Origin of the sequence: Phyllobacterium sp. SL163 (assembly GCF_049896885.1) — a bacterium.
Classification (GTDB): domain Bacteria; phylum Pseudomonadota; class Alphaproteobacteria; order Rhizobiales; family Rhizobiaceae; genus Phyllobacterium; species Phyllobacterium calauticae.
In genome coordinates, this window is the sequence record NZ_JAFCVE010000005.1 from 133,630 (window position 1) to 156,199 (window position 22,570).

Sequence of the window (22,570 nt, forward strand, 5' to 3'; positions counted from 1 at the left end):
AGGAGCGATCCCTTGCAGCGCACTTTTCTCCGGTTGGTCGGTTCCTGCTTGCGGTCGGCGCTTCTTTCCACGGAGACAAGGGGAAATTACTTCCGGTTCACGATTTTTCAAAAGATTTATCTGTCAGTTATATTATCAATAAAGTTCTTGATCTTGGCGTTATATGATATCGTCACACCTGTGATGGGCAGAGGACGGGGGTTCAAAGCAAAAGCAAGTTAGAGTTGCGGGCTTTTCTTTTATGGAAGCTTAGGCTATTCCGCCGTCCATGACTGAAAGGTCAATTGCAGCTACCGCGCACAATCAGCCGATAGACAGTGCTCGCTGAAGAGGCAGCACGGTGTTTTCTGCGGGCATAAGCCCGGCGATGCTCGACCTACGACGAGAGAGTTTGGACATGGACCATGGTGTTGACGGTGCCGGACGCGACAGGGGCGCGGCGGAAAATTCAAGTAACCAGCCTGTAGCAAGGACTGGCTTCGGAAGTATTGATGCGCTTGTAAAAAACGCCTCCGACTCCGGGACGATTGCACGCCCGCAGATTTTGACGGGTGCTGACTTTGCGCAGGAAGGGCGCCCGGGTGAACGGCTTGACCGCTTCTTCGAGGAGCTTGCACAAACCTATGATGCGTCACCTGCGGTTATCTCCGAAGGACGCGTCTGGACCTATCGCGAGCTGAACAGGCGCGCCAATCAGTTCGCCCGCCTCCTGGCGGATCGGGGCGTGCGGCCCGGCGATCGGGTCGGACTCCTGCTCGACCGTTCTGCCGAGACCTACGTTGCATTGCTGGCCGTGATGAAGGCCGGTGCGGCGTTTGTTCCGCTCGCCACCGCCTTTCCCGAAGAGCGGATGAAGCTCATCATCGAAGATGCCAATGTCGGACTGATCATCACCATTGCGGCCTATTCTTCCCGGGTCGAGCCGTTGCCTGTTCCCCATGTGCTGATCGACGGGGCTGCAGCCGAAATCACCGCGAAGCCCGACAAGCCGTTGCCGTTGAATCCTGCAGCCTCCGTGGCCGAGGACATCTGCTATATCCTCTATACCTCGGGCACTACAGGCCGGCCCAAGGGCGTGGCCATCACGCATCAGAGCATCTGCAATTTCGTCCGGGTCGCCGCCGCATCCTACGGCTATCGGCCGGGCGACCGCGTCTATCAGGGCATGACCATCGCCTTCGACTTCTCTGCGGAAGAGATCTGGGTGCCTTTCGCCGCCGGTGCAACGGTGGTGCCCGCGCCGGGACCGCTGACACTGGTTGGCGAGGAACTCGCGGATTTTCTCCGGGCGAATGATGTGACATGCATGGCCTGCAGCCCGACCCTGCTTTCCTCCATCGAGAGCGATGTGCCCAGTCTGCGGGCGCTGCTGGTGGGCGGCGAGGCATGCTCGCACAACCTTGTGGTGCGCTGGTCGAAACCCGGACGGCAAATTCTCAACACCTATGGCCCCACCGAAGCCACCGTTACCGCCACGATGGGCCTGCTCACACCCGACAGGCCCGTGACCATCGGCGCGCCGCTGCCCACTTACTCCATTGTCGTGATCGATCCTTCCGTGTCGGCACTGACCGAGCCCGGTGAGCTTGGCGAAATCGGCATTGCCGGCATCGGTCTTGCGGTGGGCTATCTCAACCGGCCGGACCTGACGGAACAGAAATTCATTCCCGATTTTCTCGACCTGCCGAACAATCCTTCAAAGCGCATCTACCGGACGGGTGATCTTGGCCGGATCAATGACGATGGCGAGATTGAGTATCACGGGCGCATCGACACCCAGGTCAAAATCCGCGGCTACCGCATCGAACTCGGAGAAATCGAAACCGTGCTGCTGGAGCAGCCCGCAATCGCACAGGCCGCCGTCACGACCTGGGAAATTGAACCCGGCCGTGTCGAACTCGTTGCCTATTATGCTCCCAAGAGCGGCATGCCGCCGATCTCCCGCGCCGACATTGCCGGAGAGCTCAAACGGCGCCTGCCCGATTACATGGTGCCATCCTATCTGGAAGAGCTGGCCGCCATCCCGATGACCGTCTCGAACAAGGTGGACTCGCGCCAGCTTCCCAAGCCGACAAGCGTGCGTTTGTCGGCCGAACGAACCATCACCCCGCCCAGCAATGATGACGAACGCTTTTTGGCAGGCGTGCTGGCCGAAGTGCTGAAGTTCGACGAGGTATCCGTGGAGGACAACTTCTTCGACGATCTCGGCGCCAACTCTCTGCTGATGGCCCGTTTCTGCGCGCGCGTTCGCACCCGGAAAGAATGGGCGACGACATCCATGCGGGATATCTATCTCTATCCCACCGTTACCCGCCTTGCGCAGCATCTGCGCATACCCGAGGAGATGGCGACCGCTGTCAACGAGCGCGTTCTTACGCACCGGGCGTCGAACATTGCCTATTGGACCTGCGGAGCGGCGCAGCTGCTTTTCTACGGTCTCTATAGCTACTTTGGACTGTGGGCACTGGACCGCGGACTCAACTGGACCTACGACAAGCTCGACGAGCCGCTGCAACTCTATCTGCGTTGTGTCCTGCTTTCGGGTGGCATCTTCTTTGGAATGTCAGGTGTTGCCATCGTTGCAAAATGGGTGCTTGTGGGGCGCTGGAAACCGGAAGTCTTCCCCATCTGGGGCTGGCGCTATTATCGTTTCTGGGTTCTGCAGACGTTGATCCGCACAGCCCCCGTTGTGCTGTTCCGCGGCAGCCCGCTCTATAATCTTTATCTGCGGCTCCTCGGAGCCAAGCTCGGACGAAACGCAGTCATTGAGTGCCGCACCGTTCCAGTGTGCACAGACCTCATATCCATTGGCGACAATGCGATACTCCGCAAGGAATCGATGATCCTTGGCTATCGAGCCCAAGCCGGCTATATCCAAACGGGATCGCTGACCATCGGTCATGATGCATTTGTCGGCGTGGGCTGCACGCTCGACATCGACACCAAGATGGGCGACCGCTCCCAGCTCGGCCATTCGTCCTCGCTTCAGCGCGGGCAAAGCATCCCCGACGGTATCCGCTGGCACGGATCGCCGGCAGTGCCGACCACCGCTGACTATTGCAAGGTTCGCAACGTCAATCCGTCCAATATCCGGCGCTTCCTCTTTGAAGCCGTTCAACTGGTGGGCTTATTTACCCTCGTCACCCCCATCCCGCTTTTGTTCCACAGCTATTGGCAGAATGTCAGCGACGACTACCAGGAAACCATCGGCATTGTGGCGATCGGCACCACCGTCACGTTATTCGGATATATTGTCGTGGCTTTTTTGGCAGCAACAATCGTGCCTCGCTTGCTCAGTCTGATTTTGAAATCCGGCCGCACCTACACGCTTTACGGGTTCCGGTACTGGTTGCAGACTGTGGTCGAATTCACGAGTAATTCGCGCGTTCTCAATCTCATGTTCGGCGACAGCTCGGCAATCGTCCATTACATGCGCGCCATCGGCTGGAACCTCAACAAGGTGGTGCAGACCGGTTCCAATTTTGGCAGCAACCAGCAGCACGAAAACCCGCTCCTCTGCGAAATCGGCAGCCAAACCATGGTGTCGGATGGGCTTTTCATGATCAACATGCACAAGTCCGCCTCCTCCTTCCGGCTTGAGCATACGAAGATTGGCGAACGCAACTATTTGGGCAACAACATCTACTATCCGCCGGACGGACAGACGGGCGATAACTGCCTGCTTGGCACGAAAGTGATGATTCCCATTGACGGACCGGTCCGTGAGAATGTCGGCCTTCTCGGCTCGCCGTCCTTTGAAATCCCTCGCATGGTCAACCGCGACAAGGAACTTATTGCCGGAATCAGCGAAGAGGATAGGCGCCATCGCCTCAAGTTCAAGAACCGTTACAATGCAATGACAGCGCTGCTGTTTCTGGCGGCGCAATGGGTCATGCTGTTTGTCACATTGGTGATCTGGGACCGCGCGCTCAACTACTATACCGAATGGGCGCAGACCGCGCTCTTCGTCGCCGTGCTCCTGACGTCGCTCATCACCATTCCTTTCTATATTCTGGTGGAGCGGGCAAGCCTCGGTTTCGGCAAGCTGAAGCCGCAGATGACGACGATCTATGACGTTACTTTCTGGCATCACGAACGCCACTGGAAGCTGGCGGATTCGCCCATCATCCGCCTGTTCGCCGGTACGCCATTCCGGCCGATGATCCTGCGCCTGCTGGGCGTCAAGATGGGCAGGAGGGTGTATGACGGCGGCAGCAATCTGACCGAACGTTCGCTGGTGGAAATCGGCGATGACGCCACCCTCAATGAAGGTAGCGTCATTCAGGCCCATTCGCTCGAAGAAGGTGCATTCAAGTCCGATTTTATCCGCATCGGCCGCGGCTGCACGCTCGGACCTGCTGCCTTTATCCATTACGGTGTCGTGATGGGCAACGGCTCGGTCGTGGACGCGGATTCGTTCGTCATGAAGGGCGAAGTGCTGGAGCCCAACTCCATATGGCGGGGTAACCCGGCCAAGCTTCACCGGTTTGTCACGCCTGTTCTGAACAGTGGTGTGAAGACAACCGCTTGACCCTCGCCTTCGCGATGTGGATTGTTGAACTGCTAAACGCTCCTGGGATGCATGCATCCCAGGAGAGATTGTGCCGGAGATAGCATATTGACAGACCGCCACGGGAAGGTTGTTGAGGTCCAGCTCGCCCCCGTCACCGAAGCCGTCAGGGCCCTGGTGACGTCGCTTGAACTTGGTCCAGAGCAGTTGGATTTTGTTGCAAGCAATACGGAATCTCTGGATGAGGCCGCGCTTGATGCGGATGCACGGCCGCGCGTCGTGATGGCCGGGGACCGCGTCGTCGGTTTCCTGATGTACGAGGCGCCCGCAGACGATGACGGGGCGACGATCTACCGCTTTATGATCGATCGTGCCTATCAGGGCAAAGGCTATGGCAAAGCTGCCTTGCGCAAGGTGCTGGACGAAATCAGTGGCCTTGGACACGTGCGGCACGTTTCGATCTGCTATGAACCGGAAAACGAAGGTGCGCGGCACCTCTATCGCGCCGCAGGCTTCGTGGAAGAAGGATTGGACGAAGACGGAGAAATGATCGCCGATCTGGTTCTGCCGACGCAGACAGTTGATCCGTGACATACCCACCCCGCATCTCCGCATCTCCGTCAGCAGAATTAATCCTCCAGGAAGCCATGAATGGCATTGCACCGGAGGGCGTCCGGGTCGGATGCCGGACTATCCGTGACGGCGATGAGGCCTGCCTGCTGCCGCGGGAAGTACACTCCATATCGTCACGCCACCCGGCCAGGCGCCGGGCCAGTGGCGCAGCGCGGCGGGTCGCACATGGATTGCTGGCGGAACATGGCTTGAACGACGTTGCGATCCTGCGCGCGTCGTCCGGTGAGCCGGTATGGCCCACGGGGATGACAGGTTCTCTGGCCCATGACGAGGAAATGGCTGTAGCCGCGGTTGCAGCTCTTTCAGCCAAGATCGGCTCAATCGGCATCGATGTCGAACCTGCCACAGCGCTCCCGGATGATATTTTTGCGCTCGTTGCAACCCGGGACGATGTGACAGGCGCGGTGGAGCCGAGCCTTGCTGGCCGTGTCCTGTTCGCAGCCAAGGAGGCCGTCTACAAGGCTGTGTATCCGCTCGACCATGACATGCTGGACTATCACGATATCGCGGTGGATTTGAACGCAGGCCACGCGATGACCAGCACGGGACGCAGGGTGAGTCTCACATACTGCATTGCGCCAAGAGTGGTCGCCCTCGCCCTTGTTCGCGGCAGTGCTCCGGTCGGGTTCGCCTGACCCGCCCACCCACGCGACCGGACGATTTAGTCGAGTGAACCGGATATCCGTTGGAATTTGACCGCAATCCCCACGTCAGATCACCATCTCGGGTCGCAGTGGCTTGCTGCCGGCTGTCAACCATTTTGCAAAATTGATCATCCGTTTTTCCACGACCACAAATACGGCCCAAGAGACTAAAATGGTGAGAAGAACACACAGACTCATAACAAGCAGGTCGCTCCATTGCCCGTTCAATGGAAAAACCCGGTAGACAAGCGTACAGACGATCCAATGGAACAAGTATATCGAATAGCTGATCTGACCAAGGAACGAGAGGAACGCAACGTTTGGTCGCGCGCTCGAGACCGCAGCAATGAAAACAACCGCCGCGAGCCCATAGGCTCCCAGCACCGGTTGCAATCCGGTGATGACAAAACCATCGTCACGCCCAAGTGAAAAATCTGATATTGCCACTATTGAAGCGAACTGCACACAAAGCAGGCCGATCGCTGCAAGCCCGGCATATCTAACCTTTTCCATGATGGCGAGACGCAGCAGCAAACCGCAGAACAAGAACGACAGATGCAACCCGATATATTGGACGGGAATGTTTGCAGAGAAATAAAGCCGGGCCAAAATCGGCAGAGCTGTCGACGCTACGAGGAGAAGTCCAAACGCAAAGATCGCACGAAAATCAAAGAGCAATCCGGTTGCAAACAATGCGGCAGCCAGGAAATAGAACACAAGCTCGATGAACAATGTCCAGTAAATACTGGACAGCCAGGCTTTCCCGAACAGGGTCGGTGCCATCGTCAAGTTCGCCGTGATCGTCGCAAGGCTCGGCGTGTTCCCATCGTTCCAGTACAATACCGTCAGCGCGGCAATCGCAACCCACAGCGCTGGGTACAGCCGGAACAGGCGCGATATCGCAAATCTCTTGAGAGGCCGATCGCCCCGAATGCTGAACGGGACAACGAAACCACTGATCAGAAAGAATAAAACGACGCCGAACCGTCCTAGGTCGATATTGTCAATCGATTGGCCCGCGAAGCTGAACAAAGCTCCTGGTCTAGCAGCACTACTGCGCAGCATGTCGCCGAACATATGTTGAACCAAAACAGAGAGCGCAGCGACAGCCCGCAGGCCATCGATATGGGATAGTCGGTTTAGAGACATGGTTCATCATTCAGCAGTTAGAGAAAATTGTCAGCCTAAAGCAACGAACCGTTACCCGACCCCCCAACCAACACCGCGTATTCCCCTGAAATTTCGCGTCATGTTGTAGTCTTTGAATATTCTTGTTTCACCCTACCAGCCAGTTGTTACCTATTGCGCCGATAGTTCGGTCAAATTGTCTTAACCTGTTGTAACGAATTTGACAGCGGAGCGCTGAGCATTTGCAGCGAGCTTTTCAAGCGGTGTCAAGCGGTATTGAGCATGATAGCTTATTACGACCGGGTTTGTTCTTGTCGTTGAAACACTAGATCAAGTTCAAATCGCAACAGCGACCGATAAGTCTCCCGCTCCAGCGCAAGCCAAGCATGTCGAGGAAATAATGCCGTGGGTTGCTCCAAAGCCCATCTCATCTCTCTTCATCGCCTTCACTGCCAACGGTCCGCTTTTAGCGAAACTGTACGCGCGCGCCTAACGCGAGAGCGCCTGGCTTGGATAACGCAGTGTCGGATCAAAGGGATTGAGTTTCGCACTGATCGCAGTGGCTTCTGACTTCAAAAGTTCTGTCATCGTAGCGCGGCGCGCATCAGTCAAACGATCGGACAGTGTGCCGATACTAAGAGCGGCGACTGCGCAGCCCCTGTTGTCAATGATAGGCACGCCGAGCCCCGCCATGCCCGCTATCATGTCAAAATTGATGTGCGCAGCCCCCAGACGCCGCACTTCCTCTATCTTGATACGCAGATCAACTTCATCGATCTGCGAACGATCCAGAATGCGTGGCATATTGAACTGAATGATTGCGTCACGCTCCGGTTCCGGCAAAAAAGCCAGGATTGCAATACTTCCTTGGCCGATCCCAAGGGGCACCTTCCCGCCGATATCGCCAGTAAAGGACCGTATTGGAAACGGCCCTTCCACGCGATCGAGGCAGACAGCATCAAAGTTGCTGCGAACGAGAAGAAACACCGTGTCGTTCAGGGTTGCCGAGAGCCGAAGGAGCGACGGCCGTGCAATCTCCAGAATACCGTCGCGGCGGCGTGCCTGAGCCGCCATTGAAAAGAACTCAAGGGACAGGCGGTATAGTTTACTGCCTGGCAATTGCTCGACCAGGCTCTCGGCAACCAGTGATTTCAGCAAGCGGTGGGCCGACGGTTGATTCAACCCGACAGTCAGGGCCAGCTCTTTTAGCCGCATGCCTTCTGCTGGCCCCTGCGAAAGCGCCCTCATGAGGTTTACCGCCTTGTTCAGGCTGGTGCTTGTTTCGATCTGCTGTTTCATTTCCACGACCATTTTTCTGAAAATTGGCACAATAATTTTGTATTTCAGAATTTTTATTAATTTTATTCCAAAATACAATATTTCATTTGATGAGCCCTTCGGATTTGGGTCACTAATAGTGAAACTGCCACAAAGCAACCACGATGGCGGATCTGAATTCAGGGGATTACGGTATGGGATTCTTACACCTCGAACGGGTTTCCAAACTTTACGGAGAGTTTGCTGCCGTTCGTGATTTCGACCTGGAAATCGAAAAAGGCGAGTTCATTTCGCTGCTGGGGCCGTCCGGTTGCGGCAAGACAACAACCCTTCAGATGATCGCCGGACTGGTGGCGCCGACAACCGGCAGAATTGCCCTCGACGGCCGGGATATCACGCGGGAGAAACCGGCCAGACGCGGGCTTGGCGTGGTCTTCCAGAGCTATGCGCTCTTTCCGCACATGACCGTCGCGCAGAATGTCGCCTTCGGACTGGAAATGCGGAAAATTGCAAAGGCCGAGCGTGACAGACAGGTTGCGGAAATCCTTTCGCTGGTTCAACTGACCGCCCTCGCCGATCGCTATCCGCGCGAAATGTCCGGTGGCCAGCGCCAGCGGGTGGCAATTGCCAGGGCGCTCGTGATCAAGCCGCCCGTACTGCTTCTCGATGAACCTCTCTCAAATCTTGACGCCAAACTGCGCGAAGAAATGCAGTTCGAATTGCGCCGCATTCAACGCGTCGTCGGCATTACCACAATCATGGTGACCCACGATCAGGCGGAAGCGTTGTCGATCAGCGATCGCGTCGTAGTGATGGAAGGTGGAAAGATCACACAGGTCGATCATCCCTACAGCCTGTACGAACACCCGAAGAACAATTTTATTTCCTCGTTCGTCGGCAAGTCGAATTTTCTGGCCGCCCGCGCGGTGAAAGAAACCGCTGGTGTATCGCTGCTCGTTGACAACACGGATCTGAAAATACCGGCAACGGGAAACTATCCGGGCGGCGAACTTTGCCTGTCGGTCAGGCCGGAAAAGATCCGCTTGACGGATCCCGCCGGCGGTATGCTGCGTGGATCGATATCGAGCCGTTATTTTCTTGGAAACCAGTGGCTTCTCAGTGTTGCGACGCCAGCGGGCGAAATATCCGTCTCGGTGGCCAATCTGGGCGCTCCGCCGCCATCTGAAGGAGAGGTCACGGGCCTCGCATGGAACATAGAAGAATGCCGGATACTGGCCGCTGAGCAGGAAGGCATTCTGCAATCATGACAGGCGCAGCGACCAGACCATCGCCGCGCCTGCCGGCACCATTCTTTCTTGCTGCACCGGCCACATTGCTGTTCATCGGGCTTATCCTCTTACCCCTCGCATTGACGGCCGTTCTGTCATTCAATGTCTATGACTACAGCAGCGGCGTTCAGAACCGGTACACAACGGCAAACTATCTGACCGTTCTCCAGGATCCCTATTACCTCGCCATATTCTGGCGGACACTGCGTCTTGCCTTGCTCACCACGGTGATCGCGGTCCTCCTGGGGACACCGGAGGCCTATATTCTCACGCGCATGGGCAAGCCGTGGCGCTCGATCTTCCTGCTGGTCATCATCGGGCCGCTTTTGGTGTCTGTCGTTGTCAGGACCTTTGGCTGGAGCATGCTGCTTGGCCGCGATGGTCTCGTCAATCACGCTCTGGCCATGCTCGGTCTCGAACCGGTACAGCTGCTTTATACGGAAACGGCCATCGTCATCGCGCTTGTGCATATCATGCTGCCGTTCATGGTCATTCCCGTGTGGACGGCCTTGCAGAAGCTTGATCCGACGGTTGAAGCCGCAGCATTGTCGCTGGGCGCTTCGCGGTTTACCGCCTTGCGGCGGGTTGTCTTTCCTCAGGCAACGCTCGGCATTCTCTCTGGCAGCCTGATCGTTTTCGGGCTTTCGGCCAGTGCCTTTGCCATTCCGGGCCTGCTTGGCGGTCGGCGGCTCAAAATGGCTGCAACGGTGGTCTACGATGAATATCTGATCGAGCTGAACTGGCCGCTCGGAGCGGCGATTGCGATCATCGTGCTGCTGGCAAATCTTGCGATCATGCTGGCTTACAACCGCATGGTGGAGCGTCAGGCAAAGCGGAGGCTCGGATAACGCCATGCAGAAGAACGGTCTCTTTGCCCTCGCATTTCACAGCCTGATTGTCCTCTTCGTGCTTGCACCCCTGATTGTGGTCTGCCTCGTTGCCTTCACGCCTCAGAACACGCTTTCCCTGCCATGGGATGGCGTGTCCCTGCGGTGGTTTTCGGCGGTCTTCCATCATCCCGACTTCGTCGCTTCATTTTGGAACAGTGCACGCCTGGCACTCTTCTCGGCAACCATCTCTACGACACTCGCCGTACCGTCAGCGCTCGCTATCACCCGGTATTCATTCAGAGGCCGGGACGCGCTCAATGCCCTGTTTCTGTCGCCCCTCATCATTCCGCATCTGGTGATTGGCGTGGCCTTCCTGCGGCTCTTCTCGTTCATCGGCGCAACCGGTTCTTTCGGCTGGCTCGTAGCTGCCCATGTGATGGTGATCATGCCCTATGCCCTTCGCCTGATATTGGCCGCCCTGAACGGCATGGACCTCAGCGCTGAAATGGCGGCGCGTACACTTGGCGCCGGTGAGTGGACCGTGTTCCGGCGGATTACCTTTCCGATGCTCCTGCCCGGCATCAGCGGCGGATGGCTGCTCGCCTTCATCAACAGCTTTGACGAACTGACCATGTCGATCTTCGTGACTGCACCATCAACCGTCACCCTGCCGGTGCGCATGTACATGTATGCGAGCGAGTCGATCGATCCAATGATGGCCGCCGTCTCGACCCTGATGATCGCTTTGACGGGCGTCACCATGATCATACTCGACAGGTTGTTCGGGCTTGATCAACTGCTGGTTGGAAAAGGCTGATGGCGGCACATCATTCCCGGTCGCAGTTTCAGCGCCACTTCCGACGCGATGAAGCGCCCATCCCATTCACGATCGATGGCATTGCATATTCCGGACGGCGCGGCGACACGGTTCTCGTGGCGATCATGTCCGTAACAGATCGCCTGCGCCAGAGCGAGTTCACCAATGAACCGCGTGCAGGGTTCTGTCTTATCGGAGCGTGTCAGGATTGCTTCGTGACCCTTGCCTGCGGAACGCGGGTGCGGGCGTGCACCACGCCTCTCGAGGCGCAGATGGCATTCATAACAAGAGAATCCGGCAATGAATGATACGTCACCCACCGTGATTGTCGGAGCTGGGCCCGCAGGAATCTGCGCCGCAAAAACGCTTGTCGCCGCAGGGTTGCGGCCGATCGTGATCGACGAAGGTTTGCGTGCCGGTGGTCAGATCTATCGCCGTCCGCCCCTCGATGACGGCCGCAGTGCAACAGATCTCTATGGCTCGGAAGCGGCCAAGGCCACGAGACTGCACCGTGAATTCGATGCTCTGCTCCCGTTCATCGATTACCGTCCGCAGACATTGGTCTGGAATATTGCGGACAATCAGCTCCACCTCATGGCCAAGGGAGATCATCAGCAGATCAGCTTTCAAAATCTGATCCTTTCGACTGGCGCCACCGACCGTGTGCTGCCTTTTCCCGGCTGGACTTTGCCGGGCGTCTACACATTGGGCGCAGCCCAGACCGCACTGAAAGCACAGGGCTGCACCATCGGCCAGAAGGTCGTCTTTCTCGGATCGGGCCCGCTTCTCTACCTTGTCGCCTGGCAATATCTGAAGGCCGGCGCCAACGTGGCCGCTGTACTCGACACAGCTCCGTTCACTGCCAAGCTCAATCTTCTCTCCGCATTCCGGTTCGATCCACGTCTCGTGCTCATCGGCATGTCCTATGCGGCAAGGCTCGTTCGCCGCGGCGTAAAGCTTCGCTACAATGTTCGCCCAACGGGTGTGGACGGCTCTCAACATGTCGAGGGGCTGAGTTTTAAATCCGGAGCAAAGACACATTCCATAGCGTGTGACGCAGTTGCGTACGGTTTCGCGCTTCGTCCCGAAACACAATTGGCAGACCTTGCGGGCTGTTCATTCCGCTTTGATGACAGGGATCGTACGTGGTTGCCAGTAACGGATGAGACCGGCCGCACGAACCGCAGGGGCGTTTACCTCGCCGGTGATGGCAGTGGCATTGCCGGTGCCGATGCCGCGGAGATTTCAGGCAAACTCGCCGCCCTCGCCCTGATCCAGGATTCCGGAGCGGCGGCTGATCCCGTGCGAATGTCTGTGCTTGCGGAAGCACGCCGGCGGAAAGCCAAACTGAGGGATGCTCTCGAAAAAGCATTCCCGTTCCCGGAAAACTGGTTTGAACAGGTTCCGGGCGAGACAACACTCTGCCGTTGTGAGGAAATCACCGTTTCCTCCATTGTCGACACGCTGCATGGGAATGATCTTCGTGAGCTCAACCGGCTGAAAGCGCTGAGCCGCGCGGGTATGGGCCGCTGTCAGGGCCGCATGTGCAGCGCGGCTTTGGCTGAAGTTCTTTCATCCACGCAAAAGCTTACTCTAACGGAAATCGGCCGCTTGCGGGCGCAAGCGCCGGTCAAGCCACTGCCGCTGTCTTTGCATGAGGGCGGGGCATGACCCGGCGTCTCTCTGCAGATGTTGCGATCATTGGCGGCGGCCTGGTCGGCAGTTCCGCCGCCCTTGCGCTGCGCTTGGCTGGATTGTCGGTCATCCTCATCGACATGGGCTTTTGCGGGGCGCAGGCAAGCGGCGTCAACTATGGCGGCGTGCGGCGTCAAGGCCGCTCCGTAGCTCAACTCCCGCTCTCACAACGCGCCCACCAGATCTGGCCGAGATTGAAGGAGTTGATCGGGATCGACGGAGAATACCAGCGCAGCGGGCATCTGAAACTCGCACGCACGCCGGAGGACTTCGCAAAGCTCGAACACTACGCGGAAACAGTAAAATCCTTTGGTCTTGATCTCGAACTGTACACCGGCGCGATGGCAAAAGCCCGTTTTCCATGGCTGTCCGGAAACATCGCCGGCGCTTCGCTGTGTCCGGACGACGGACAGGCCAATCCTCGGCTGGTATCGCCAGCCTTTGCCAAGGCAGCACGGGATGCCGGGGCGATTGTCCTTGAACAGACCACTGTCCAAGCGGCTGTGTGCGCAAATGACGGGTTTGCCCTTCAGGCGGGTGCAGACTGTGAAATAACCTGCCGCTTCCTCATCAACAGTGCCGGGGCATGGGCCAACAAAATTGCCGCCGACTTTGCCGAGCCCGTGCCGCTCTCCCGCATATATCCTTCAATGGTCGTGACCGAGCCGCTTGCACCGAGGCTGCCGGTCAGCCTAGGCGAGGAAGGCGGCGGCTTCTACTGCCGGCAGGTGACACGCGGAAACTATATCATGGGCGGCGGGCGTGGTTATGCCCTTGCCGATCCTGATTTTTCCCGTCCATCCACCACGGCTGCGCAATCCGTCATGAAACGGGCCACCACGCTTTTCCCGCATCTTGCCGGCGCGCACGTGATCCGGTTCTGGTCGGGTACAGAAGGCCAACTTCCCGACAACAATCCTGTTATCGGCCCAAGCGGCACGACACCGGGCCTTTTCCATGCATTCGGTTTTTGCGGCGCCGGTTTTCAGGTGGCACCGGCGGTTGGCACCGTCCTGTGTGATCTCGTCACATCTGGCGAAACTGCAACGCCGATCGACGCCTTTTCGATCGAACGCTTCAGAAACATGTCTTCACAACACAACGAGAAAAAGGGAACTCACAATGAAACAGTTGAATAATTGCCTGGTATCCACGATCGCTCTGACAGTCGCAGGATTAGCCGCCTCGCAGGCTCAGGCTGAAACGAAAACGCTCTACGTCGGAATGAATGGTGGAAACTACGAACGCGCATTCTCCCAGGACGTCTTTCCTGAATTCGAAAAGGCCAATGACGTCAAGATCGTCGTCGTGCCCGGAACATCCGCCGATATTCTCGCCAAGGCGACGGCGGCGAAAGATAACCCGCAGATGCATGTCATGTTTCTGGACGACGGCGTCATGGTTCGGGCAATCGGTACCGGGCTTTGCCAGAAACTGCAGCCTTCGCCGGTTCTAGATGACATCACGCCCGGGGCACGCATGAAAGACGACATGGCCGTCGGCATCGATATGGGCATGACGGGTCTTGCCTACAACAAGCAGATGTTCGACCAGAACGGTTGGAGTGCACCCACATCGTGGATGGATCTTGCCGATCCCAAATTCAAGGGCAAGGTGGTCTTCCAGTCGGCTTCCGTCTCGACGTTTGGTCTCCACGCGTTTCTGATGTTCAACCGCATCCAGGGCGGCGATGAGAACAATGTCGAACCGGGATTCGAAAAATTCGCTGATACAATTGGCAAGAATGTCCTGGAATACATCTCCAGCTCGGCAAAAATTTCGGAAATGGTCCAAACCGGCGATGCTGCGATCTTTCCGCTCACGCCGACTGCCGTCAACAATCTGAAGGAGAAGGGTATTCCGGTTGAATATGCCCAGCCAAAGGAGGGATCAGTTGTGCTGACGGTCTCTGAATGTGTGATCGCAAACAACAGCGAGCCGGAACTCAGCCAGAAACTGGCCCAATATCTTCTCTCCGCCGAGGCGCAAGCCAAGGCGCTGGACAAGGGAAACATCGTCCCTTCAAACGTCAAAACCCATGCAGGAACGGCTGGAGGCGAAGAAAAGCTGACTGCCTTTCAGACCTATATGAGCAATGCTAGGGTTGTGGATTGGGACGCAATCAACAAGAACCGGCCCGAATGGAATAACCGCTGGAACCGCAAGATCGAGCGGTAATCCATGGTGGTGGAGCGCAGCATCGATCAAGGCTGCGCTCACCGCTTTGATGGACGAAAGCGCCGTACCGTCAACCCGCCGGCACCACCCGAGCGGCTGCAACTTTTATATCGTCGATCAACCGGCTGACAAACATGTCCTCCATCCGCTCGTGAAGGACGTAAATTCCCACATTGAACCGCTCAAGCACATTCTCGTCTTCGATAATGACGGGATAGACGTCCCGTTGCCTGAACGTGTGTGACATCACTGCCGAGTGACAGAAGACGGCGTCAGTCTCCTTGATGTAATCAAGGCAAGCCGCCAGTGAGTTGGAGGCAAACGCAAACTTGTAGGCATTGGAAGCGACGTCCGCCCGTTCCCTGACATTGTAGCCAAAAAGCCTCAGGTGCCTTGTTTCCGGAGAGTTGCTCACCACAGCCGGATATTCCTCCAATTCGGCCAGTTTCCGCGGTTTGCCGAGCAAAGGATGACCCGCCCGGACAAAATAGCCATTGTGCACCTGTGTCAGCGGGATGAAGGTCGTCCCCGTATCCCGCGCCATACCCTTCACCTCATGGCCGATGAAGAGTGAGGTATCGCCGGAGAGCAGTTGATCCATGCAGCGCAATTGATTGCCGATGCTCACGTAAATCGGCGCATTTGGATTTTTCTGGCGATAATCGAGGATGAGGTCCTTGAGAAAAAGTGACCACCAGGAATAGCCGGTGCCGATATTCAGACCCTGTTCGCGGCGTGCGCGCTGCTCCTCGATGGATGCGATCGTATTGTCGTAGAGGCGGCGCATTACGCGGGTGTTCTCGTACAACGTCTCGCCGTAGCTGGTGAGGGTAATGCCGCGTGATGTGCGTACAAACAGTGGCACGCCAAGGCTATCTTCCAGCTTTTTCATGTTGAACGTCAGCGTGGGCTGGGTCACGAACAATGTGGTTGCCGCCCCGCTGATGGTGCCGGCTTCCGCAATAGCAAGAAACTGCTGGAGTACCTTGTCCATGACATTTGCTCCCTACAAAGACTGGCAGATGGCTGCTGGTTCGTTTGCTTCCGGCGTCAACACGGCGATGACTCTACTTCACGATATAGATTTTATCTATAATACGATGCTCATTTCGTATTTTTCCATAGTCTGGTGAACTGTTACTGTTGCATGCCGTCATCCGGTGAGGAGACCGATGCCGGCTCGTTTCAGTGGGAGGCACTATGAACGGACAAATCGACAGGCGTCATTTTCTCAAGGCGACAAGCGCATGGCTGGCATTGGGAGCCATGGGTAGCCGGATGGCCTTTGCAGAAGGCAGCAATCTGCGTCTCATTTTCTGGGGAAGTCAGACGCGAGCCCAAGTCACCAACGCAGCCGCCGACCTTTACGGAAAAAGAGAGGGCGGCAGCATTCAAAGCGAGTTCCTGTCATGGAACGACTACTGGCCAAAATTGGCCACGCAAACCGCTGGCGGCAACGCGCCGGATGTGCTGCAGATGGATTACCGCTACATCGTCGAGTACGCCGCGCGTCAAGCAATTGCGCCGCTCGACGAGTTCATCGGCAACGCACTCAATCTCGGTCAATTCGACAAGGATCAGCTTGCGGGCGGCTCGGTCGGTGGAAAATTGTATGGCATCAGTCTGGGTGCCAATTCATGCGCCACAATGATCAATACGGATGCTTTCAAGGAAGCAGGCATTGCAGTCCCGACAAACGCCCTCACCTATGACAGTCTCCGCGACATTGGTGCGGCGTTCAAGAAAGCCAATATACGCGGCGGTATCAGGGCGATTGCGGATACATCCGGACTGGAACCAGTTCTCGAGAATTGGCTGCGGCAGCGTGGCAAAGCGCTCTACACGGCAGACGGTAAACTTGCATTTGATGCCGACGATATCGTTCAATGGTTCAAACTGTGGACCGAACTGCGCGAGGCCGGAATCTGCGTGACCGCAGAAGACCAGGCGCTCGACACGGGCTCGCTCGAGACCTCGATGCTTGTGACCGGCAAGGCTGCGATGTTTCCTGCAAATTCCAACCAGCTTGTCGCCCTGCAGGCACTCGTCAAAGACAAGCTCGCACTGTGCGGTTATCCGCGCGTCGCGGCAACCACGGGCGGCGGCCACTACCGGAAGCCCGCCATGCTGTTCTCCGTCGCCGGTTCATCCAAGCAAAAGGCGGCAGCGGCCAAGTTCATCAGCTTTTTCGTCAGCGACCCCGATGCCGCCAAGCTGCTCGGTACAGAGCGCGGTATCCCCTGTTCGGCTGCCGCACGCGAAGCCATTGCAGCAACCCTCAACGAAAACAGCCGTATGGCGCTCGACTTCGTGACCAATCTCGGTGACCTGCTCGGACCAATTCCTCCGTCGCCACCCAAAGCTGCGGGGGAGATCGAACTCTCTGTCCTCAGAACCCTCAGCCAGGAAGTCGCATTCGGGACCAAAACACCAGAAAATGCCGGACCTGAATTTGTTGCGCTTGCCAATGATCTGCTGAGCAGGGGCTGATCATGGATATCACCGCCTCTAATCCAGCTGCCCGCACAAACCGGCGGGCAGCGACAGGAGAGTTTTCACGCGGTTTAGGCTCCAGGGAGCGCTACGGTTATCTGTTCCTGGCTCCCTGGTTCATCGGTTTCTTCGGCCTGTCGGTCGGGCCGATGATCTGGTCCTTCTATCTGTCATTCACAAACTTCGACCTGTTGACCGATCCCAAATGGGTCGGCGCCAGCAATTACATCCGTATGTTCACGACCGATCCGAAGTTCATGACGTCCATGCGTGTCACGCTGTTCTTCGTTGTCCTGTCCGTGCCCTTGAAACTGATCGCGGCTTTGACCGTCGCCCTGCTGCTCAACCGCGGCATGAAAGGCTTGCCGATCTACCGCGCCCTGTTCTACCTGCCGTCGCTTTTGGGAGCCAGCGTGGCAATCGCCATACTGTGGCGGCAGATCTTTGCGGGGAACGGGCTGGTCAACAAGTTTCTGGCGCTCTTCGGAATCGCCGGGCCAAGCTGGATATCCAATCCCTCCTATTCGCTCTGGACGCTCATCATCCTGTCGGTTTGGCAGTTTGGCTCACCGATGATCATTTTTCTCGCCGGCCTGCGGCAAATTCCTGCAGATGTGTACGAGGCTGCCAGCCTTGATGGTGCCGGACGCTGGCGGCAGTTCATCAAGATCACCCTGCCCCTGCTGTCCCCGGTGGTTTTCTTCAACGCGATCATTCAGACCATAGAAGCATTCAAGAATTTTACGCCGGCCTTCATTATCTCCGGCGGCACCGGCAATCCGATCAACTCGACCCTGTTCTATACGCTTTACCTCTATCAGGAGGCGTTCGGCTTCTTCCGCATGGGTTATGCCTCGGCGCTTGCCTGGGTTCTTCTTGCGCTCGTGGCGATCTTCACCGCCTTTGCCTTCCTCACAGCGAAGTATTGGGTGCACTATGACTGACACCGCAAAGCAACCGGCTGTATCGGCAGAAGCGTCGCAGAACGCGCGAAAATATCTGACATTGGGCGCAACGCATATCGTCCTGATCATCGCCTGCGTGGTGATGCTCTATCCGTTGTTGTGGATGCTGTCGGCCTCGTGCCGTCCGGAACAGGAGATCTTCACATCGGTCAGCATCTGGCCGTCATCCTGTCATTTTGATGCCTATGTCCGCGGATGGAACGGACTGAAGGTCGGTTTCGAGACCTTCTTCAAGAACTCGCTCGTTATTGCGCTCTTGTCAGTGGTAGGCAACGTGCTCAGTTGCTCCATGGCGGCTTATGCCTTTGCCCGGTTGGAATTCCGGGGGCGCAGCTTCTGGTTCGCCCTCATGCTGATGACGATGATGCTGCCCTATCAGGTCACGCTCATCCCGCAATATGTGCTGTTCCGGCACCTCGACTGGGTGAATACCATCCTGCCGCTGGTTGTCCCGAAGTTTCTCGCGGCCGACGCATTCTTCATCTTCCTGATGGTGCAGTTCTTCCGCGGGCTGCCGAAGGAGTTGGACGAGGCGGCCATGATGGATGGCTGTTCGCCCTGGCGGATTTACTGGAAGATTATCCTGCCGCTTTCAACGCCGGTGCTGGCAACCGCGGCAATCTTCACCTTCATCTGGACCTGGGACGACTTCGTCGGCCCCCTGATCTATCTCAGCGATATGCGGCAATACACCGTGATGCTGGGGCTTCGCACCTTCACGGACTCAACCGGCATTTCCGACTACGGCAGCCTCTTTGCGATGTCGGTTCTGTCCCTTGTGCCGATCTTCGCCTTTTTCCTCTTCTTCCAGCGCCTTCTGATCGAAGGCATAGCAACCACAGGAATGAAACGATAAGCCATGTCCCATCTGAATTTTGCAGCCATTGGCATCAATCACAGCCATATCTATGGCCAGGTCGAGTGCCTGAAACGAGCAGGCGCACGGCTCGTCTCCTTCCATGCACGGGAAGATGATCTTGCCGCCGCATTTTCCAGCAAATTTCCGGAAGCCATACGCGTTGCCGACCCGCGCGCGATTTTCGACGATCCATCCATCCAGATCATAACGACAGCCGCAATTCCCGCCGAGCGCGCCGCGATATCGATTGCCGCCATGCAGCACGGCAAGGACGTTCTCTCGGACAAGCCGGGAATGACAAGCTTTGAACAGCTGTCGGACATTCGCGCTGTCCAGAAGGCCACCGGGCGAATATACAGTGTCCTGTATTCCGAGCATTTTGAGGTGCCGGCCACGGTCAAGGCGGGCAGCCTTGTCGCTCAAGGAGCGATTGGCGAGGTTATCAACACCGTCGGTCTCGGGCCCCACGCCATCCGCAACAACCACCGGCCTGACTGGTTCTTTGACAGAGCGCAATACGGTGGAATCCTCTGCGATATCGCCAGCCATCAGTTTGAACAGTTTCTGTTCTTTTCCAATGCGATCGACGGGGAAATCATTTCGGCCACCGTTGCCAACCGGGCCAATGCCGGTCGGCCCGGCCTGCAGGACATCGGCGATGTCCACATGAAGACAGAACGCACATCCGGCTATGTCCGCGTTGACTGGTTCACGCCGCAGGGACTTCCCACCTGGGGCGACGGTCGCCTGACCATCCTCGGCACAGAAGGATATATCGAGCTTCGCAAATATATCGACATCAACGGACGTCCTGGAACAGACCACCTCTTCCTGGTCAATGCGGATGGTGTCCAGCACCTGGACTGTATGGCCGTCGACCTGCCTTTTGGGCGGCAATTCCTTGAAGACGTGCGCAACCGGACCGAAACGGCCATGCCACAGGAACGCTGCTTCAACGCTATGAAACTTGCCTTGACCGCTCAGCAACTGGCCGAGCGCGGTACGGAGTGGAAACAATGACACGTCTCAGAACAGTCGCCGTCGTCGGATGCGGTATCGGCAGAAGCCATATTGTCGAGGGCTATGTCCCCAATGCCGACAAATTCAGGCTTCTCGCCATCTGCGATATAAACGAGGAAAAAATGCATGCGCTTGCAGATGAATTCGCCGTCGAACGCCGGATCACTGATTTCGACGAACTGCTGGCCATGGACGATCTGGATATCATCGATATCTGCACGCCGCCGAAACTGCATTTCCCGATGGTCATGAAGGCGCTGAAGGCAGGAAAACACGTCATCTGCGAGAAGCCACTCGTCGGGTCGCTGTCCGAGGTGGATCAGGTTATCGCCCAGGAGAAATTGTCCAAGGGCCGCCTGATGCCGGTGTTCCAGTACCGCTTTGGTGATGGGATCGAGCAGGCAAAGGCCATTATCGACGCCGGCATCGCCGGAAAGCCGTTTATCGGTTCGGTCGAAACATTCTGGACGCGCGGACCGGACTACTACGAGGTGCCATGGCGCGGCAAATGGGCAACGGAACTCGGCGGCGTATTAATGACGCACGCCATTCACCAGCATGATCTGTTCAATTATCTCATGGGGGATATCAAACGTCTGTTTGGCCGGGTCGCCACCAGGGTCAACAAGATCGAGGTGGAGGATTGCGTCACCGCCTCGATCGAACTGACCAACGGCGCGCTTGCCAGTTTCACCGCCACCCTGGGCTCGGCCGATGAAATCACCCGTATCCGTCTCACCTTCGAGCACGTGACGTTTGAAAGCGACCACGAGGCCTACAACCCCGGCGCAAAGCCCTGGGTTATCCTGCCACGGGATCAGGCAACGAAGGACAAGATCGACGCCCTCCTCAAAGACTGGAAGCATGTTCCATCGCGCTTCGAGACACAAATGGCGCGGTTCTTCGATGCGCTTGAGAATGATAGCGTGCTTCCGGTGACAAGCGCCGATTCACGCAGGGCACTCGAACTGGTCACCGCATTCTACTATTCATCACTGACGCACCAGGACGTGGAGCTGCCCATTCCGAACGACCACCCGAACTATGAAAGCTGGGTTCCCGCCGCATTCCGTCAGACTGATGAGGTCCCGCATGGCAACCGCAGTTGAGCTTCAGAATGTTGTAAAGAGCTACGGTAATCTTCAGGTCATCCACGGCGTCAACCTGACGATCGATCCCGGCGAATTCACCGTCTTCGTCGGTCCGTCCGGTTGCGGCAAGTCGACATTGCTGCGGATGATCGCAGGTCTTGAAGCCATCAGCGACGGGGATCTGCTGATTGACGGCGAGCGCATGAATACTGTCACGCCGTCAGAGCGGGGAATTGCGATGGTTTTTCAGTCATACGCGCTTTACCCCCATATGAGCGTCTACAAGAACCTTGCTTTTGGTCTCGAAACCGCGCGGCTGCCGCGGGCTGAAATAGCAAAACGGGTTCAGCGGGCCGCCGAGATTCTGCAAATTGAACCCCTGTTGAACCGCAAGCCGAAGCAGCTCTCCGGCGGGCAGCGTCAGCGTGTTGCCATTGGCCGCGCCATTGTGCGCGAACCGAAAATCTTTCTGTTCGACGAACCTCTTTCAAACCTGGACGCGGAACTGCGGGTTCAGATGCGCGTGGAGATCGCCAAACTCCAGCAGCGACTGGGTAACACGACGATCTACGTCACGCATGACCAGGTCGAGGCGATGACCATGGCGGACAAGATCGTTGTCTTGCGCGATGGCAGGATCGAACAGGTCGGTGCGCCCCTTGATCTGTACAATCATCCGCGCAACCTGTTTGTCGCCGGCTTTATCGGCTCGCCGAAAATGAATTTCCTGCAGATCTCCGCCGCAGAGATCAAGGTCGATGCTGACGCAACTGGATCAGCAGCGGGCGGGCGGGCGGGCATCCCGATGACGCTGGGTATCCGTCCTGAACATATCACCATCGACCCCAATACCGGTGCCTCCCTCGGTCCGTTGAAAGTTGTGCTGGTTGAGAGCCTGGGCGGTCAAACCGTGGTCTACGCAACCGCGGCGAACGGACAAACCATTACGGTTGTTCTCGATGGACAGGTCGCCGTTGGAGAAACGCTGGAGGCCTTTTTCGATCCGGCCAAAGCCCATCTTTTTGCGGCCGATGGCAATGTGGTGGCGGGCGCCCGACTGCCGCAGATCATAAAGCTCGTTTGATGGAAACGGACGGTCTGGCGCGGATGGCCGTCCGGCGTCAGACCGCTTGCCATGCT

At 57.1% G+C, this 22,570-nt stretch carries 19 protein-coding genes; 16 read left to right on the forward strand and 3 right to left on the reverse strand.

Translation table 11 applies throughout. The features are described 5' to 3' along the window. Positions 1-397 precede the first annotated feature (397 nt). The 3 genes from ACP7B1_RS12905 to ACP7B1_RS12915 all read left to right on the forward strand — a co-directional run bounded on the left by ACP7B1_RS12905 (position 398) and on the right by ACP7B1_RS12915 (position 5,778). Positions 398-4,531: a Pls/PosA family non-ribosomal peptide synthetase gene (locus ACP7B1_RS12905; RefSeq protein ID WP_346308235.1), complete on the forward strand. Its 4,134-nt coding sequence runs from the start codon at positions 398-400 to the stop codon at positions 4,529-4,531. A gap of 87 nt (positions 4,532-4,618) precedes the next feature. Beyond that, the gene (locus ACP7B1_RS12910) at positions 4,619-5,101 is read left to right on the forward strand and encodes a GNAT family N-acetyltransferase (protein WP_346308236.1); all 483 of its coding nucleotides are present in this window, start codon (positions 4,619-4,621) and stop codon (positions 5,099-5,101) included. Between the two features lie 56 nt (positions 5,102-5,157). Continuing rightward, positions 5,158-5,778 (forward strand): 4'-phosphopantetheinyl transferase superfamily protein, encoded by a 621-nt coding sequence (locus ACP7B1_RS12915; RefSeq protein WP_346308237.1) that lies wholly within the window; start codon positions 5,158-5,160, stop codon positions 5,776-5,778. 75 nt (positions 5,779-5,853) lie between these two features. On the opposite strand, the gene ACP7B1_RS12920 is transcribed toward ACP7B1_RS12915, so the two are convergent. Both ACP7B1_RS12920 and ACP7B1_RS12925 read right to left on the reverse strand, forming a co-directional pair. After that, positions 5,854-6,936 carry an acyltransferase family protein gene (locus tag ACP7B1_RS12920; protein WP_426136953.1) on the reverse strand — a complete coding sequence of 361 codons (1,083 nt, stop codon included), beginning with the start codon at positions 6,934-6,936 and terminating at the stop codon, positions 5,854-5,856. Between the two features lie 468 nt (positions 6,937-7,404). After that, the gene (locus ACP7B1_RS12925; RefSeq protein ID WP_346308272.1) at positions 7,405-8,214 is read right to left on the reverse strand and encodes an IclR family transcriptional regulator; all 810 of its coding nucleotides are present in this window, start codon (positions 8,212-8,214) and stop codon (positions 7,405-7,407) included. A gap of 173 nt (positions 8,215-8,387) precedes the next feature. Here ACP7B1_RS12925 and ACP7B1_RS12930 point away from each other — a divergent pair, with 173 nt between their 5' ends. Genes ACP7B1_RS12930 through ACP7B1_RS12960 form a run of 7 tightly spaced genes read left to right on the forward strand, consistent with a single transcriptional unit; the run spans position 8,388 to position 15,002 of the window. Next, the gene (locus ACP7B1_RS12930; protein ID WP_426136954.1) at positions 8,388-9,461 is read left to right on the forward strand and encodes an ABC transporter ATP-binding protein; all 1,074 of its coding nucleotides are present in this window, start codon (positions 8,388-8,390) and stop codon (positions 9,459-9,461) included. Further along, on the forward strand, positions 9,458-10,330 hold the full coding sequence (locus ACP7B1_RS12935; protein ID WP_346308240.1) for an ABC transporter permease: 873 nt from the start codon (positions 9,458-9,460) through the stop codon (positions 10,328-10,330). The genes ACP7B1_RS12930 and ACP7B1_RS12935 overlap by 4 nt, the downstream gene beginning before the upstream one ends. A 4-nt stretch (positions 10,331-10,334) precedes the next feature. After that, positions 10,335-11,129 (forward strand): ABC transporter permease, encoded by a 795-nt coding sequence (locus tag ACP7B1_RS12940; protein WP_426136955.1) that lies wholly within the window; start codon positions 10,335-10,337, stop codon positions 11,127-11,129. Then, a complete protein-coding gene (locus ACP7B1_RS12945) occupies positions 11,129-11,437 on the forward strand; it encodes a (2Fe-2S)-binding protein (RefSeq protein ID WP_346308242.1) in 309 nt (102 codons plus the stop codon). Before ACP7B1_RS12940 ends, ACP7B1_RS12945 begins: the two co-directional genes overlap by 1 nt. Next, the gene (locus ACP7B1_RS12950; RefSeq protein ID WP_346308243.1) at positions 11,430-12,800 is read left to right on the forward strand and encodes an FAD/NAD(P)-binding oxidoreductase; all 1,371 of its coding nucleotides are present in this window, start codon (positions 11,430-11,432) and stop codon (positions 12,798-12,800) included. The genes ACP7B1_RS12945 and ACP7B1_RS12950 overlap by 8 nt, the downstream gene beginning before the upstream one ends. Then, positions 12,797-13,963, forward strand: coding sequence for an FAD-dependent oxidoreductase (locus tag ACP7B1_RS12955; RefSeq protein WP_346308244.1), 1,167 nt, complete (start codon positions 12,797-12,799; stop codon positions 13,961-13,963). Before ACP7B1_RS12950 ends, ACP7B1_RS12955 begins: the two co-directional genes overlap by 4 nt. Beyond that, positions 13,947-15,002, forward strand: coding sequence for a polyamine ABC transporter substrate-binding protein (locus ACP7B1_RS12960; RefSeq protein ID WP_346308245.1), 1,056 nt, complete (start codon positions 13,947-13,949; stop codon positions 15,000-15,002). The genes ACP7B1_RS12955 and ACP7B1_RS12960 overlap by 17 nt, the downstream gene beginning before the upstream one ends. 70 nt (positions 15,003-15,072) lie before the next feature. On the opposite strand, the gene ACP7B1_RS12965 is transcribed toward ACP7B1_RS12960, so the two are convergent. Continuing rightward, a complete protein-coding gene (locus tag ACP7B1_RS12965) occupies positions 15,073-15,996 on the reverse strand; it encodes a LysR family transcriptional regulator (protein WP_346308246.1) in 924 nt (307 codons plus the stop codon). A gap of 206 nt (positions 15,997-16,202) precedes the next feature. Between ACP7B1_RS12965 and ACP7B1_RS12970 the strand changes: the two genes are divergently transcribed. From ACP7B1_RS12970 to ACP7B1_RS12995, 6 genes are all read left to right on the forward strand, one after another. Continuing rightward, complete coding sequence (locus tag ACP7B1_RS12970; protein WP_346308247.1) at positions 16,203-17,492, forward strand: ABC transporter substrate-binding protein; 1,290 nt, start codon at positions 16,203-16,205, stop codon at positions 17,490-17,492. Positions 17,493-17,494: 2 nt separating this feature from the next. Next, a complete protein-coding gene (locus tag ACP7B1_RS12975; protein ID WP_346308248.1) occupies positions 17,495-18,439 on the forward strand; it encodes a sugar ABC transporter permease in 945 nt (314 codons plus the stop codon). A gap of 103 nt (positions 18,440-18,542) precedes the next feature. Beyond that, complete coding sequence (locus tag ACP7B1_RS12980) at positions 18,543-19,316, forward strand: carbohydrate ABC transporter permease (RefSeq protein ID WP_403183652.1); 774 nt, start codon at positions 18,543-18,545, stop codon at positions 19,314-19,316. 3 nt (positions 19,317-19,319) lie between these two features. Continuing rightward, complete coding sequence (locus ACP7B1_RS12985) at positions 19,320-20,339, forward strand: Gfo/Idh/MocA family oxidoreductase (RefSeq protein WP_346308250.1); 1,020 nt, start codon at positions 19,320-19,322, stop codon at positions 20,337-20,339. After that, positions 20,336-21,448, forward strand: coding sequence for a Gfo/Idh/MocA family oxidoreductase (locus ACP7B1_RS12990; protein WP_346308251.1), 1,113 nt, complete (start codon positions 20,336-20,338; stop codon positions 21,446-21,448). Before ACP7B1_RS12985 ends, ACP7B1_RS12990 begins: the two co-directional genes overlap by 4 nt. Further along, positions 21,432-22,514 (forward strand): sn-glycerol-3-phosphate ABC transporter ATP-binding protein UgpC, encoded by a 1,083-nt coding sequence (locus tag ACP7B1_RS12995; RefSeq protein WP_346308252.1) that lies wholly within the window; start codon positions 21,432-21,434, stop codon positions 22,512-22,514. The genes ACP7B1_RS12990 and ACP7B1_RS12995 overlap by 17 nt, the downstream gene beginning before the upstream one ends. The last annotated feature ends 56 nt before the right edge of the window (positions 22,515-22,570 follow it).